Source organism: Polynucleobacter wuianus, from assembly GCF_001659725.1.
In the GTDB taxonomy this organism is placed as follows: domain Bacteria; phylum Pseudomonadota; class Gammaproteobacteria; order Burkholderiales; family Burkholderiaceae; genus Polynucleobacter; species Polynucleobacter wuianus.
Window position 1 is genome coordinate 1,288,605 of sequence record NZ_CP015922.1, and the last position, 14,927, is coordinate 1,303,531.

Annotated in this window: 14 protein-coding genes; 5 read left to right on the forward strand and 9 right to left on the reverse strand. The window is 47.0% G+C overall.

Annotated elements, in window-relative coordinates:
* Positions 1-6 precede the first annotated feature (6 nt).
* The 4 genes from nusA to scpB form a co-directional block, all read right to left on the reverse strand.
* Positions 7-1,488: a transcription termination factor NusA gene (gene nusA / locus A8O14_RS06675; protein WP_068948790.1), complete on the reverse strand. Its 1,482-nt coding sequence runs from the start codon at positions 1,486-1,488 to the stop codon at positions 7-9.
* The gene (gene rimP / locus A8O14_RS06680) at positions 1,485-1,976 is read right to left on the reverse strand and encodes a ribosome maturation factor RimP (RefSeq protein WP_068949757.1); all 492 of its coding nucleotides are present in this window, start codon (positions 1,974-1,976) and stop codon (positions 1,485-1,487) included. The genes nusA and rimP overlap by 4 nt, the downstream gene beginning before the upstream one ends.
* A 172-nt stretch (positions 1,977-2,148) precedes the next feature.
* Entirely contained in the window at positions 2,149-3,921 is a 1,773-nt protein-coding gene (gene rluB, locus A8O14_RS06685) for a 23S rRNA pseudouridine(2605) synthase RluB (protein WP_068948791.1), read from the reverse strand.
* A 3-nt stretch (positions 3,922-3,924) separates the two neighbouring features.
* Positions 3,925-4,611, reverse strand: a complete 687-nt coding sequence (scpB, locus tag A8O14_RS06690) for an SMC-Scp complex subunit ScpB (protein WP_068948792.1) — start codon at positions 4,609-4,611, stop codon at positions 3,925-3,927.
* A gap of 305 nt (positions 4,612-4,916) precedes the next feature.
* Between scpB and A8O14_RS06695 the strand changes: the two genes are divergently transcribed.
* From A8O14_RS06695 to A8O14_RS06705, 3 genes are all read left to right on the forward strand, one after another.
* Positions 4,917-5,705: a patatin-like phospholipase family protein gene (locus tag A8O14_RS06695; protein WP_370623045.1), complete on the forward strand. Its 789-nt coding sequence runs from the start codon at positions 4,917-4,919 to the stop codon at positions 5,703-5,705.
* A gap of 96 nt (positions 5,706-5,801) precedes the next feature.
* The gene (locus A8O14_RS06700; protein WP_068948794.1) at positions 5,802-6,071 is read left to right on the forward strand and encodes a BrnT family toxin; all 270 of its coding nucleotides are present in this window, start codon (positions 5,802-5,804) and stop codon (positions 6,069-6,071) included.
* A complete protein-coding gene (locus tag A8O14_RS06705; protein ID WP_068948795.1) occupies positions 6,055-6,327 on the forward strand; it encodes a BrnA antitoxin family protein in 273 nt (90 codons plus the stop codon). The genes A8O14_RS06700 and A8O14_RS06705 overlap by 17 nt, the downstream gene beginning before the upstream one ends.
* A gap of 9 nt (positions 6,328-6,336) precedes the next feature.
* On the opposite strand, the gene A8O14_RS06710 is transcribed toward A8O14_RS06705, so the two are convergent.
* The 5 genes from A8O14_RS06710 to A8O14_RS06730 form a co-directional block, all read right to left on the reverse strand.
* A complete protein-coding gene (locus A8O14_RS06710) occupies positions 6,337-6,996 on the reverse strand; it encodes a C40 family peptidase (protein ID WP_068948796.1) in 660 nt (219 codons plus the stop codon).
* Positions 6,997-7,144: 148 nt separating this feature from the next.
* Positions 7,145-8,782 carry an ABC transporter ATP-binding protein gene (locus A8O14_RS06715; protein WP_068948797.1) on the reverse strand — a complete coding sequence of 546 codons (1,638 nt, stop codon included), beginning with the start codon at positions 8,780-8,782 and terminating at the stop codon, positions 7,145-7,147.
* Complete coding sequence (locus A8O14_RS06720; RefSeq protein WP_068948798.1) at positions 8,779-9,804, reverse strand: ABC transporter permease; 1,026 nt, start codon at positions 9,802-9,804, stop codon at positions 8,779-8,781. The genes A8O14_RS06715 and A8O14_RS06720 overlap by 4 nt, the downstream gene beginning before the upstream one ends.
* Positions 9,801-10,865 (reverse strand): microcin C ABC transporter permease YejB, encoded by a 1,065-nt coding sequence (locus tag A8O14_RS06725; protein WP_191904655.1) that lies wholly within the window; start codon positions 10,863-10,865, stop codon positions 9,801-9,803. The genes A8O14_RS06720 and A8O14_RS06725 overlap by 4 nt, the downstream gene beginning before the upstream one ends.
* Positions 10,866-10,876: 11 nt before the next feature.
* A complete protein-coding gene (locus A8O14_RS06730; protein ID WP_068948800.1) occupies positions 10,877-12,745 on the reverse strand; it encodes an extracellular solute-binding protein in 1,869 nt (622 codons plus the stop codon).
* Between the two features lie 50 nt (positions 12,746-12,795).
* Here A8O14_RS06730 and fabI point away from each other — a divergent pair, with 50 nt between their 5' ends.
* Together fabI and chrA are read left to right on the forward strand one after the other, a co-directional pair.
* A complete protein-coding gene (fabI, locus tag A8O14_RS06735) occupies positions 12,796-13,581 on the forward strand; it encodes an enoyl-ACP reductase FabI (protein WP_068948801.1) in 786 nt (261 codons plus the stop codon).
* On the forward strand, positions 13,578-14,915 hold the full coding sequence (gene chrA, locus A8O14_RS06740) for a chromate efflux transporter (RefSeq protein ID WP_068948802.1): 1,338 nt from the start codon (positions 13,578-13,580) through the stop codon (positions 14,913-14,915). The genes fabI and chrA overlap by 4 nt, the downstream gene beginning before the upstream one ends.
* Positions 14,916-14,927: the final 12 nt, after the last annotated feature.

Here is a 14,927-nt window from a genome sequence, read left to right on the forward strand (position 1 = left end):
TTCCTCTCATGAAGTAAACCAATGTTCGCGCGCTTTCATGATGAGCGTTTTCGCAGTTTCTTCGTCAATTTGTGTCGCCTCAACTAGCTCATCAACAGCCAGTTCAGCCAGGTCGTCACGGGTATGTACTTGATTGTCAGCAAGCTTGGCAATCAATTCTGTGGTCATTCCCTCTAAGGAAAGTAAGTCTTGTGACACTTCGCCAATGCGCTCTTCCTTTGCCAACTCCATCGTCAACAAAGAATCACGTGCGCGGGTGCGCAACTCATTCACAGTATCTTCATCGAATGAATCGATCTCTAACATTTCAGACAATGGTACGTATGCCACTTCTTCTAATGTATTGAAACCTTCTTCAATCAAAATATCAGCCACTTCTTGGTCTACGTCCAATTTGTCCATAAATAATTGACGTACAGAAGAAGCTTCTTTTTCAGTTTTCTCAGCAGACTCTTCAGGAGTCATGATGTTAATCTGCCAGCCAGTCAAATCGCTAGCCAAACGTACGTTCTGTCCGCTACGACCAATGGCGATTGCCAAGTTTTCTTCATCAACTACTACATCCATCGCGTGGCGCTCTTCGTCAACTACGATTGAAGATACTTGTGCAGGAGCTAAAGCACCAATCACAAACTGTGCTGGATCCTCAGACCACAATACGATATCCACTGCTTCGCCTGCTACTTCATTACGAACTGCAGTAACGCGAGTTCCACGAACGCCAACGCATGTACCGATTGGATCAATACGCTTGTCATAAGTCACAACAGCAATCTTTGCGCGGATACCAGGATCACGGGCAGCGCCCTTAATCTCCAGCAAGCCCTGCTCCATCTCAGGCACTTCATTTTCAAACAACTTGATCAAAAAGTCTGGGCAAGTACGGGATAGTTCGATTTGTGGGCCACGAGCCTCACGATCCACTTTGAGGATGTAAGCACGGACGCGGTCACCGGAACGTAAATTCTCTTTTGGAATCATTTGATCACGACGGAGCAATGCTTCAACACGGCCTGATTCAATAATCAAACCATTCTTGTCAGCGCGCTTGACAGTACCGGTCATAACTTTTTCGCCACGCTCAAGGTAGTCGTTCAAAATTTGCTCGCGCTCGGCATCACGAATGCGTTGCAAGATCACTTGCTTAGCCGCTTGTGCACCGATACGACCGAATGCTAACGATTCGATCTGCTCTTCGATGTAGTCGCCAACCTCCATGTCGGGAATTTGCTCTTTGGCTTCAAATTGCAAAATCTCCTTATCTGGCTCTTGCAGACCGGCTTCATCAGGAACAACCAACCAACGACGGAAGGTTTCGTATTCGCCTGACTCACGGTCAATCGATACACGAATATCCACATCTTCATTGGGATAACGCTTCTTAGTGGCTGATGCCAGCGCCATTTCAAGCGCCTCAAACACAATCACTTGATCAACGTTCTTTTCACGCGCTAGGGCGTCTGCCAACATGAGAACTTCTCGGCTCATGACTTTCTTCCTTTGAAATCAATAACAGGGACCAACCGAGTCTTATCGACCTCGGCTAAAGAAAACTCCAATTGAGACGGCTGACCATCAGCTGCCTCGAACACCAAACCAAATTTCGCATCAGGTGAATTCAATTCACCACTCAGCAAACCTTGCAACACACCACGAAAATTCTTACGGTTACCAACGGCAACACGCAACTTCATATCCACTTCCATTCCAGTAAAGCGCTCAAAATCGACTGCTGTCTTTACAGGACGATCTAAACCTGGAGAGGAAATCTCCAAACGCTCATAAGGAATGTTTTCTACTGGCAAGGTGTAGCTCAACTGATGACTCACCTTCTCGCAATCCAAAACAGTAATCAACCGCTCGTAATCTGGGTTTTCAATTGTGACGCGCAGCAAACCCCCAGCTTCACGCTCGATATCTACTAGCGTGTAGCCCAAGTTTTCCAACTCTGCAGCGATGATCTTTTGATCCTTCACAACACCCTTCAAACCAAAACGGCAAAAAAAAATGGGCTTTGAAGCCCATATTCTCGAAATTCAGAACAGGCCGACTTACGTTGATCGCAACATCAGTCGGTAACAACACTTGCAGCATGTTTGTGCTGCAAGACCAAAATTATAGCTGATTTTTAGAGAAAACTGTTAGAAATCAGAAGCTTTCGCCAGGATTTCGGGGTTTTCTAGGGCCCTTATTGAAGGGTTTGCGCCCTTTAGGAGCGCCCCGTTTGGGTCCATTTCCAGGACTTTGGGGGTTGCCTGTCACGAATGCAGACTGGCCATGGTGCACTTTTTTAGCTTTATTACGGCCTTGACCGTTTCCGCCCTGCCCACCTTGACCGCCCTGTCCACCCTGTCCAGGCCTACCGCCTTGGGTTCGACCCCGGAAAGGACCACGTCCCTCGCCAGATCCACCGCCACCGCCAGGTTTGCCACCCCTACCTTGGTGAGTGAGACCGTTGTGACCACTTGCCAGGGTTAAAGCGTCCCGTGAACCCCAGTAAGAAACTGAGGTTTGCATTGGGTCAGGTTGAAAGTCTGCGCCAGCAGGGTTACGACTTTGTCCACCAGCATTTGGGTTGCGAGCCTTGTCTTGTGGCTGAGGCATTTTTAAGCCCGCAGACTTCATCAAGTTATAGATGCCACCGGCCTCAATCTCTTCCCACTTTCCGCGCCTTAAGCGTGGAGGCAATAAGAAAATGCCGTAACGAGTTCGGATTAAGCGAGATACCGTATGGCCAACTGCTTCAAACATACGACGCACTTCGCGATTACGTCCTTCAGTTAATGCAACGTGGTACCAACGGTTAGCACCGTCACCACCGCCCATCGCTAGGCGTAAGAATTTAGCTTGACCATCATCGAGCGTAATACCGGTCTTTAGTTGCGCCGTATTGTCTTGACTCAACTCACCCAAGATACGCACAGCGTATTCACGCTCAACACCGTAACGTGGATGCATCAAACGATTCGCCAACTCACCAGAAGTAGTAAATAGCAATAAACCTTCAGTGTTGAAGTCCAAGCGACCTACGGCAATCCAACGACCTTGACGGGGTTTGGGTAAACGATCAAATACCGTTGGACGACCCTCTGGGTCTGACTGGCTCACGATTTCGCCAGCAGGCTTGTGATACATGATGACGCGTGGGGGCTTTGTTTGAATCTTACGATGCACCGCTTTGCCATTGATGCGTACTTGATCGGTCGGACCAATACGCTGACCAATATGTGCAGGCAATCCATTAACAGATACGCGCCCTTGCACAATTAAATCTTCCATGTCGCGGCGTGAACCCATGCCGGCATCAGCTAATACTTTATGAAGTTTAACGGTATCTTCATCATCCGCATCATCGTCTAGACCGTCCAGATCAGACCATACTTCATCACGCAAACTCAGCGGCAATTCATCGATGTTTGCAAACTGCAGACTACTCATCTCTTCTTCAGTCGGCGCATCCGGATCTTCATTTTCACGTGAACGCTGTGCACGTTGCGCACGACGTTCTGCACCCGTTTGATGAGAGATTTCGCTTTCGTTTAAGCCATCTGGATTCTTGGCTTCCAATACTTCTGGCGCATCTAGTGCAGCATCAAACTCACCTGAAACAACTGAAGCAAATAAGGCTTCAACATCTGCAGGGTTTGGTGCTAGCTTTGCGGAATGATTACCGCCTTCACGAGGACCATTTGAACCCTCACCTTCACGACGCGGTTTGTCCTTATTGAAGGGACGCTTCTTATTAAATGGGTGCTTGCCGCTGCCTGCACGACGAGGATGGCGTGGGCCACGATCCTCGCGAGGCGCACGTTCACCACCCTCACCCTGAGGGGCTTCTGTATGAGAAGACCCTGTATCAGTCTGTGATGGTGTTGCTGCAGGCGCTACTGGGCTTGAATCGTTTTCGTGAGAACTTGTCATTAATTATTGTTTTGTTTCGTCTGATTGCTCATCAGACTCAGGGGTAACTTCTTCTGCGATGATTTCGCTGGTTTCTTCAATTACTACTTCTGTCGTCTCTTCAATCACAACCGTTTCTACTGTGGCGGTAGGATCAAATTCCATGACTGCTTGGCCTAAATGCTCTGCAGCTGCCATCGGTGCCGCATCCTCCAAAATTGGTAGGCTTTGTAGGTTAGTCAGACTTAAGTCATCTAGAAATTGTTTTGTTGTGGCATACAAACCAGGACGGCCGATTGTATCTTTATGGCCAATCACTTCAACCCAACCACGGTCTTCTAATTGCTTCATCACGTTACTGCTCACAGCAACGCCACGAATTTCTTCAATCTCACCACGAGTAACCGGTTGACGGTAAGCAATAATGGCCAAAGTCTCCATCACTGCACGAGAATACTTTGGCGGCTTCTCAGGCGTCAAGCGATCAAGATATTCGCGCATCGACAAACGACTCTGAAAACGCCAGCCTGTTGCAATATGCACTAGCTCCATACCCTTGTCATCCCAGGCGCGTTGCATCTCAACCAATGCTTCATCAATATCGGCAGTGGTGATGTCTTCAATAAATAGGCGAGACAGATCGGCAACTGATAGTGGCTCCTGCGCGCACAGGAGGGCTGTTTCAATAACGCGCTTGTTGTGGTCGTCCATAAAAGTCGGGCTATCAGGATTGGTCCTGAGTAGGCTTTAAAAAATGTATTTCAGTAATGGGTTTTGGTGTTCTCTAGCAACTACGGACAATCCATCTCATAATTTCTAGTTAGGGAATATGACCGCGCTGCAACGAAGTCCTTTTCGTTCACCGTGCAACTATTATAAGGTAGGCTCAATACAATAGCCACATGCACAATATTTCATCAAAACCCCCGATTTCCCCTGAACGACGCCATTTGTTAGGTCTTGGCATCGGAATGGGCGCACTCTTGGGTGCAAGCGGCTTGAGCTCATGCAGTCTCATGGGGCCCAAAAAGCCAGTGGTTGGATTGGTTCTTGGTGCTGGCGCCGCCAGGGGATTTGCCCACGTGGGCGTCATTAAAGCCCTCGAAGCACAAGGCATTCACCCCGATATCGTTGTTGGCAGTAGTGCTGGGAGCGTGATCGCCGCCCTCTTTGCCTCTGGCGCCACTGGGAACGATCTCAATCGCCTGGCTCAAAATCTCGATGAAGCCACGATTGCTGACTGGGGTCTTCCATTTGCCGGACGTTTTGGGGGGTTGATCAAAGGGGATGCCCTTCAAAACATGGTCAACCGTGAAGTACAGAATAAAACCATTGAGCAGATGCGTATTCCTTTAGGAATTGTTGCTACTGAATTGCAATCTGGCAAAGGAGTTTTATTTCGCACAGGCAATACTGGTCAAGCGGTACGTGCTTCTTGCAGTGTGCCTGGCGTCTTTCAGCCCACTGTGATTGGTGGCAAAGAATATTTGGATGGCGGCCTAGTGGCACCGGTACCCGTCAGCTTTGCAAGACAGATGGGCGCGACCCTAGTGATTGCGGTGAATATTTCTTCGGAGCCTGTTCATCAAGACGCGAGTGGAACCTTTGGCGTTCTGCAACACACTATTTCGATTATGCAAAGAAGCATTAATCAATATGAACTCAAGAGTGCGGATATTGTGATTACCCCACAACTCAAACAAATGAGTAGTGGTGATTTCAAATCTAGAAACGCGGCGATCTTGGCTGGCGAAGTCGCAGCCCAAGAGCAAATAGCATTGATTAAGGAAAAGCTGAAAAGCTGAAAGGCTGAGCCGGCAGGTCATAAACCCCTGAATAATATGTCCTTTTTGTAATCATGGTATAGTTCCATAGGTCTAATTGTAACTACAATTAGACCTATGGAGATTACTTATGACTGGGCAAAAAACGCGCAAAACATCCTCGAACGAAATCTTTCCTTTGACCGGGTGGTGGATTTTGATTTCGAGACAGCAAATTTCACGATCGACAAGAGAAAAGACTACGGAGAAATTCGTAGATGTGCGATTGGTTACCTTGGAAGCAGGCTGCATTCCCTGGTATTCACCGAAACGCCAAAAGGAATTCGGGTAATTAGCTTTAGGAAGGCAAATAAACGAGAACTAGCAATCTATGAACAGAAAAACTAAAAACGATAAAGATGATTTTGAATGGACCGAGACGGAACTGAAGGTGTCCAAAAAAATAAATTCGCTTCCAAAATCTCTACAATTAAAACTTGCAGCACGCAAAACTAGAGGTCCGCAAACAAGCCCCACTAAAGTCTCCACTACCATTCGTTTATCGAGTGATGTGATTGCATCCTTCAAGGCAACTGGATCTGGATGGCAAACGAAAATTGATCATGCACTCAAGCAATGGCTTGAAGAACATACACTGACGTGACAAAATTTTCTAAAGACTGCGTGACTTACGCTTGAGGTTCTTCACCTCATTTAATAACTCTTGACGCTCAGCGTCATCTAAGTTGTCACTGCCATCAAGACGACGGGCGCCGTCAAAACGTTTATCCCAATAAAGACTACCAAGATCGTCAACGCGAACACTGGTACCTTTGGATGGCGAGTGAATAAATTTGTTATCACCAACATAAATACCCACATGCGAAAACGTTAAACGCATCGTGTTAAAGAATACGAGATCGCCTGGTTGTAATTCATCGCGACCTATCGGCTTTCCAACACGACTCATTTGTGTAGACTTGCGTGGTAGCAAGAAACCCAATTTATCTTTAAAGACGTAGCCAACAAAACTGCTGCCGTCTAAACCAGACTGAGGCAATTCTGTATCCCAGCGATAACGCACACCGATCACTTCCATCGCGCGATTGATCAACTCTTCAGATTTTCCGGTAACGGTATCAGCCAAACGATCAGATACTCGAGCGATATAAGCCCTACCAGCCTGGAACATACTTTCCTTGGGAACCACTGTATCTGACGTTGCTGCTGAAACCTCAGGCGCAGTCGTATCCGCTGCTAAGGCAGTGAACGAAACCGCCAAACCTAAGGCAGAACCCAAGGTTTGAGAAAGTAGCGTTTTTTTCAGTGACATCAAGTCAGTTTAACAAAGAACCCTTATTTAACCAAGCTTTGACTCTATTCTTAAGCCTTTGTTTATAAACAATATTTTGCACCTTTTCAGAGTCATTATTGGGAAAATGCACCAAATTAGCCCCAAAAAGAGTGGTTTTGAACTAGAGCTAGGTAAGCTCAGCGGCCGCAAATAACTCTTTGGTATAGATCTGCTTAGGGTGTTTGATCAAGGTTTCGGTATCGCCGAACTCCACCACCCTACCCTCTTTGAGCACCATAACCTCATGCGACATGGCCCGAATCACGGCCAGGTCATGGCTAATTATCAGATAAGCCAGGTTGTACTTTTTCTGCAGCTCTGAGAGTAAAGCTAAGACTTGTTTCTGAATGGATACATCTAATGCTGAAGTCGGTTCATCCAAGACTAAGATCTGCGGACGCAAGATCAAGGCACGCGCAATCGCAATACGTTGACGCTGACCACCAGAGAACTCATGAGGGTAGCGAGTTAACGCCGAGCGATCTAAACCTACTTCCTTGAGCATATCCACTACGCGAGATTCACGTTCCGCTGGGGACAGTTTTGGATAATGCACATCTAATCCTTCGGCAATAATTTGCATCACGTTCATGCGTGGCGACAATGAACCAAAAGGATCTTGAAAAATCACCTGCAAACTTGAACGCATTGCGCGACGCTCAACTGGTTTTAACTTCTGCCAATCTTTACCCAAGACATCGACATCACCACTGACTTGGGCAGATGAGTCGCCCAACAGTCCGAGGACGGCCATACCTAAGGTGGTCTTACCTGAACCAGACTCTCCAATCACGCCAATGGTCTGACCCTGTTTTAGATTGAAGCTGACTTTTTTCAAAACTTTGTGAGAGGGCGCCTTTTTAAACCATGAAGTTGATTCGGAACTTGGGTAAGCGACGGATAACTCTTCTGTCTTTAAGAGCACTGGCGCTAAAGGCATGACCGGTGCAAGTTGACGCACAGGCTCGCTGTTAACTAAGGCACGCGTGTAAGGATCGCTTGGATGATCAAAGACTTGCTTTGTTGAGCCTGACTCCATGAGATTGCCTTGGTTCAAGACTGCAACTCGCTGCGCAAAGTGCTTGACTAAATTAAGGTCATGCGTAATGAGCAGGATGCCCATGCCGCCATCTGCCTTAGATTCTTCTTGTAACTCTTTGAGCAAATCCAGAATTTGCAAACGCAAACTGACATCCAATGCTGTTGTTGGTTCATCTGCAATCAAGAGGCGTGGCTTGCAAGCCAAAGCCATTGCAATCATCGCGCGCTGGCGTTGTCCACCAGAGAGCTGGTGAGGATAAGAATGGAAGCGACGCTCAGGCTCAGGGATACCCGTCTTTTTAAGCAAATCAATGGCTGCATCTATGGAATCAGACTTTGAGATAAGGGGTTGATAGATCTGTACCGCCTCGATAATTTGATTGCCGATGGTAAATAGTGGGTTGAGCGCAGTCATCGGCTCCTGAAAAACCATGGCGATCTCGCGCCCACGTATCTCACGAATATCTTCAATTGGCAAAGACAGTAAATCCACCGTCCCACTACCATCTTTTTTATTCCACAGAATCTTTCCAGAGACTTTAGCGCCCTCAGGCTCTAGTCTTAAAGGAGCTAGTGCCGTTAAAGTTTTTCCTGAGCCAGATTCACCAACGAGAGCAACACGCTCGCCAATACCAATTTCTAAATCCAAATGATTCACTGCAAACTTCTCGCGGCGTCCCGAGCCAAAGGAAATTGACAAATCCTCGTAACGTAGCAAACTCATGAGCGCCCTCCGCTCATGAGTCCTGCTTTACGCGAATCGTAGGCATCACGCAGCGCTTCACCCATGAAAGTGAGCAGCAGCAATGTCGCCACCAAGACCACAAAAGTCGATAGTGAGATCCACCATGCGTCTAAGTTACCCTTACCTTGCGAGAGCAACTCACCCAAGCTAGGCGTGCCGGGCGGCACTCCCAAGCCTAAGAAATCCAAGCTCGTAAGGGACAAAATGGCGGCACTCATACGAAATGGTAAAAAGGTAATCACAGGCGTCAAACTATTGGGCAGAATATGGCGCCACATGATTTGCACATTCGTCAGGCCCAATGCTCTGGCGGCGCGAACATACTCTAGGGCGCGGTTGCGAAAGAACTCAGCACGAACGTAATCAGATAAGCCCATCCAACCAAATGCTGCTAATAAGATAATTAATAGCGAAACGCTCGGATTAAAGATTGAGGCAAAGATGATCAAGAGATAAAGCTCTGGCATAGCGGACCATATCTCAATCAAACGTTGAGAGATCAAATCAAATTTGCCACCAAAAAATCCCATCAAGGATCCTGTGATGATGCCAACCGTTACCCCCACGATGGTTAATGCCAAACCAAACAATATCGATAGGCGGAAGCCGTATATAAGTCGTGAGAGCACATCGCGACCTCGATCATCAGTACCTAGCCAGTTTTGCCAGGAAGGCGGCGCAGGATTGGGAACTTGTGAGAAGTAATTGAGCGTCTCGTAGCTATAGGTGATGGGTGGATAGATAGCCCAATTACCATTACTCGTAATGTTGCGACGAATATCTGGGTCCAAGAAATCCGTTGGCGTAGCAAAGTCTCCACCAAATACCGTTTCTGGTTGATTCTTGGCGATTGGGAAATAAAAATGGCTGTCATAACGCACAATCAATGGCTTGTCATTCGCAATGAATTCAGCACATAGAGAAAGACCAAAGAGAATTACGAAGATCCACAAGCTGGTATAGCCTCTGCGATTACTTCTGAAGCGCTGCCAACGACTCATGAACCACCTCCAGCACCAAACTGAATGCGAGGATCTACATAGACGTAGCAAAGATCAGAGATCAACTTCGTAAACAAGCCGATCAGGGTAAATAGATACAAAGTGCCAAAGACCACTGGATAGTCACGGCGCATGACTGACTCGTAAGAAAGCAAACCAAGGCCATCAAGCGAGAACAAAGTTTCAATCAAGAGTGATCCAGTGAAGAAGGCACCAATGAAGGCTGCTGGGAAGCCCGTTACCAGCGGCAACATCGCATTACGAAAGACGTGCTTCCAAAGTACTTGCTGTTCAGTCAGGCCTTTTGCTCTTGCGGTCAATACATACTGCTTGCGAATCTCTTCCAAGAAAGAGTTCTTGGTCAACATAGTGACTACTGCAAAGCTACCCAAGACGGATGCCGAAATTGGCAATACCAAGTGCCACAAGTAGTCCATCACCTTACCTATCAAACTCAGCTCGCTCCAGTTATCAGAGGTCAATCCTCGTAAGGGGAAGAGCTGCAGAAAGCTACCTCCACCAAAGATCACCAACAAGAGCACACCCAATACAAATCCTGGAATAGCATAGCCCACCAAAATCATGGTGCTTGTCACCGCATCAAAGCGTGAGCCATCGCGTACTGCTTTAGCAATTCCCAGTGGAATCGATACTAAATAGGTAATAAAAAATGTCCACAAGCCAATACTGATCGACACAGGCAGTTTTGAAACCACTAAGCGCCAAACACTTTCATGCTGGTAGTAGCTCTCACCCAGATCAAATCTCGCAAAGCGGCCCAACATCATAAAATAACGTTCTAGTGGTGGCTTATCAAATCCATACAAAGCCTTCACTTCCTCTAAGCGCTGTGCATCAATACCTTGGCGTCCACGATAAGTTGCTCCAGCACCAGAAGACTCTGTGCCACCAACCGCTGCATCGCCCTTACCCTTGAGCTCCAATACCATTTGCTCGACAGGGCCGCCTGGCACAAATTGCACTACCGCAAAGGTCAAAGTCAAGACGCCCAACAAGGTTGGAATCATCAGCAATAAACGTTTGAAAATGTAGGTGCGCATTTGTCCTTGCATTATTTTGCTTCCTCTTTCCACCAGTTTTGCATAATCCATGGCTCAGCCTGGTAATACAGCGGCGGCTCTGGGTAGCGCATTTCTTTCTGGAAGGCTACGCGGTGGGTTGGGTTGTACCACTGCGGTATTACGTAATAGCTATTCCACAGTACACGATCGAGTGCTCTACAAGCAGCACGCAACTCTTCACGATTTTGCGCCTTTGTAATCTCTTCAATTAAAGCGTCGACCACGGGTGATTGAATGCCAATAATGTTGTCTGATCCTTTTGCTTTGGCTGCTTGACTGCCAAAGCGATCCCAAAGTTCATTGCCTGGATTTTGTGAGTCAGGAAAGCGCGTGGTGGTCATATCAAAATCATATTCATCCATGCGTTTTTGATACAGGGCAAAGTCGCTCGTTCGTATGTCAAGCTGTATACCCAACTTTTCTAAGTTACGACCGTATGCAGAAAGGACTCTTAAGAAAAATCCGCCGTTCTCGACCATCTCAATCCGAAACGGCTCCCCCTTTTCATTTCGCAGGGCACCATCGCGATATTGCCAGCCCGCATGCATCAGTAATTCACGCGCTTGACGCAGATTTTGACGCAGACTGCCTGGGGACCTCGTTGAAGGTGGCGCAGGCATTGGACCAAAGACAGCGTCAGGCACCCACTGTGGGTATTTAGCCTTTAGCGGTCTGAGTAACTTCAATTCGGCTTCAGTTGGTTTGCGAGGACCATCAAAGTTCGCACTTAAATCACTATTAGTAAAATAACTATTAATGCGGCCATACTGATCAAAAAATATTTGACGATTGAGCCATTCAAAGTCCAAAGCCAAACCTAATGCTTGACGAACACGTGGATCTTGCAAAGCAGGCTTGCGCACATTCATGGCAAAACCCTGCATACCAGCGCCGTTGTGATTGATAAAGGCTTTCTTTAAGAGCGTGCCGTTATCAAATTTAGAGCCTACGTATCCTTTAGCCCAAATCTTGGCGCGGTACTCTACTAAAGCATCAAACTCACCCGCCTTAAATGCCTCAAGTCTCACGGCATCATCGCTGTAGAGTTTGTATAAGACACGATCAAAGTTATAAAAACCCACGCGAACATTTAATGGTTTGCTTAATTGATCAGCCCAATACTGTGGATTGCGCTTATAGGCAATAGACTTGCCAGCCTTGAAGGACTCAATCAGATAAGGTCCACTACCAATCGGAGTTTCAAAGGCAATCTTATCAAAAGCAATCATCGTGCCATCAGGACGCTTACCCCAGTTACGAGAAAAAATGGGGAGCGTTCCGACCATGATCGGCAATTCGGTATTGTTATTCGCAAAATCAAAGCGCACGACTCGATCAGAAAGCACGACCGCTTGTTTCACATCAGCAAAAGTCGTTTTATAACGAGGATGTGCAAGACCGCTCATCAAAGTATCAAAGCTATGTTTAACATCTGCCGCTAATACTGGAGAGCCATCAGAAAATTTAGCTTCAGGTCGAATGTGAAACGTAACAGACTTACGATCTTTTGCTATATCAATATCGTCAGCAAGTAATCCATAAATACTAGATACCTCATCTGCACTCCCTTCGGCGAGAGATTCAAACATCAAATCAATTCCGGGAGCCGTAACGCCGCGCAAGGTATAAGGATTGAACTTATCAAAACTGGTTCTTTGCCCTGGGTTTGGTAAGGTCAAAGTTCCGCCTCTGGGAGCATTGGGATTGACGTAGTCAAAATGGGCAAAACCATCGGCGTACTTTGGCTTACCGTACTGGGCAATCCCTTGAGCTGCTTGCGCAATATTGCTGCCAAGCCCCACTAGCATGGCTAGCAGTAAGAAATGGGCAGTTTGGCGAAAAAGGGTTTGAGCTGGCATATATGCAACAATTGTAGATAGCAAATCATATTTGAAGCAAAGGACACAACATGGGCTTTCTCTCCGGCAAAAAAATCCTCATTACCGGCCTCCTCTCCAACCGCTCCATTGCCTATGGCATTGCCAAAGCCTGCCACCGTGAAGGCGCTGAACTTGCCTTTACCTACGTCGGCGAGCGCTTTAAGGATCGTATCGTTGATTTTGCAAAAGAATTCAATACCGAACTCATTTTTGACTGTGATGTTGGTAGCGACGAGCAGATTTCTGCCCTCTTTAAAGACTTAGCTAAATCCTGGCCTCAGTTTGACGGTTTTGTACACGCAATTGGCTTTGCCCCACGCGAAGCGATTGCTGGTGACTTTTTAGAAGGCCTCTCACGCGAAGGCTTCAAGATTGCACATGACATTTCTGCATATAGCTTCCCTGCAATGGCTAAAGAAGCATTACCTATGTTACGTGATAAATCTTCATTACTCACATTGACCTACTTAGGCTCGATGAAGAATGTTCCCAACTACAACACTATGGGTTTAGCTAAAGCATCACTTGAAGCATCTGTGCGCTACCTCGCTGGCTCCGTTGGTCCTAAGGGCATTCGTGCGAACGGCATCTCTGCAGGTCCAATTAAAACCTTGGCAGCTTCTGGCATCAAAGGTTTTGGCAAGATTTTGGAAGCAGTTGAGCAAACTGCGCCACTACGACGCAATGTCACAATTGATGATGTTGGCAACACTGCAGCATTCTTATTGTCAGATTTAGCAAACGGTATCACCGCAGAAATCATCTACGTCGATAACGGCTTTAGCCAAGTCGTTGGTGGTATGGAAGACGCTTGAGCAAACCGCAATCAATCAGCCTGCGTGAGGCCCTCAAATTTTGGATAAAGCTCGGATTTATCAGCTTTGGAGGCCCCGCAGGACAGATCGCTGTTCTGCATCAAGAGTTAGTCGAGAAGCGTCGCTGGATTTCAGAGCGGCGCTTTTTACATGCGCTCAACTATTGCATGGTGTTACCGGGGCCTGAAGCCCAGCAACTCGTTACTTATATCGGTTGGCTTATGCATCGCAGTTGGGGTGGCATTCTGGCTGGCACGCTTTTTGTTCTTCCTTCTTTATTTATTTTAATTGGTCTGTCATGGGTGTATCTCACGTATGGACAAGTGCCGTGGATTGCTGCGATTTTCTTTGGTATTAAACCGGCAGTCACTGCGATCGTTATTCATGCTGCCTTTCGGATTGGTAAACGCACGCTTCATAATCAAGCACTCAAGGCGATTGCAATTGGATCGTTCTTAGCCGTTTTTATTTTGAACTTATCGTTTCCCATTATTGTCTTGATCGCTGCTGCTGTTGGATGTTGGGGTGGCAAGCGTTATCCAGAATATTTTCAACAGAATAGTCATGCAAACAAAGAAGCCAAAAGCTATGGTAGTGCCATCATTGATGACGATACCCCCACTCCAGCTCACGCCCAATTTAGCTATCAAAGCACAGCTCTGCATAGTACTGTTGCCTTTGCTTGTTGGCTATTACCCATAGCAGCTCTGATTGCTTATTTTGGCTGGAAAACACTTTATCCAACCATTGCCTGGTTCTTTACTAAAGCCGCCTTCCTCACCTTTGGTGGTGCGTATGCAGTATTGCCTTATGTTTATCAAGGTGCAGTAGATCAATTTCATTGGTTAAGCGCTAATCAAATGATTGATGGTTTGGCACTCGGTGAAACGACTCCAGGACCACTCATCATGGTGGTCGCTTTTGTTGGCTATCTCGCAGGTCATATCCAACATCTGATTGGTTATAGCAACCCATTTTGGTTTGGTGCTCTCGGAGCAGTTGTGGCTACCTGGTTTACTTTCTTGCCATCATTCTTCTTCATCTTGGTTGGCGGCCCCCTAGTTGAGTCGACCCACGGCAAAATTGGCTATACCGCACCACTCACTGCAATTACTGCAGCAATCGTTGGCGTGATCGTCAATCTAGGTCTATTTTTTGCGTATCACGTGTTTTTACCTCATGGATTAGGCGGCTCGATTTCCTGGATTTCAATGGCGATTTGTGGATTAGCAGGCATAGCATTGTTTAAATTCCATAAAGGGGTGATGAGCGTCATTGGCGGCTCTGCTTTGGCAGGGCTGTTGACCTACTTTTCGTCAGTTTTGATCGGCTAAGATTTCCCCCAA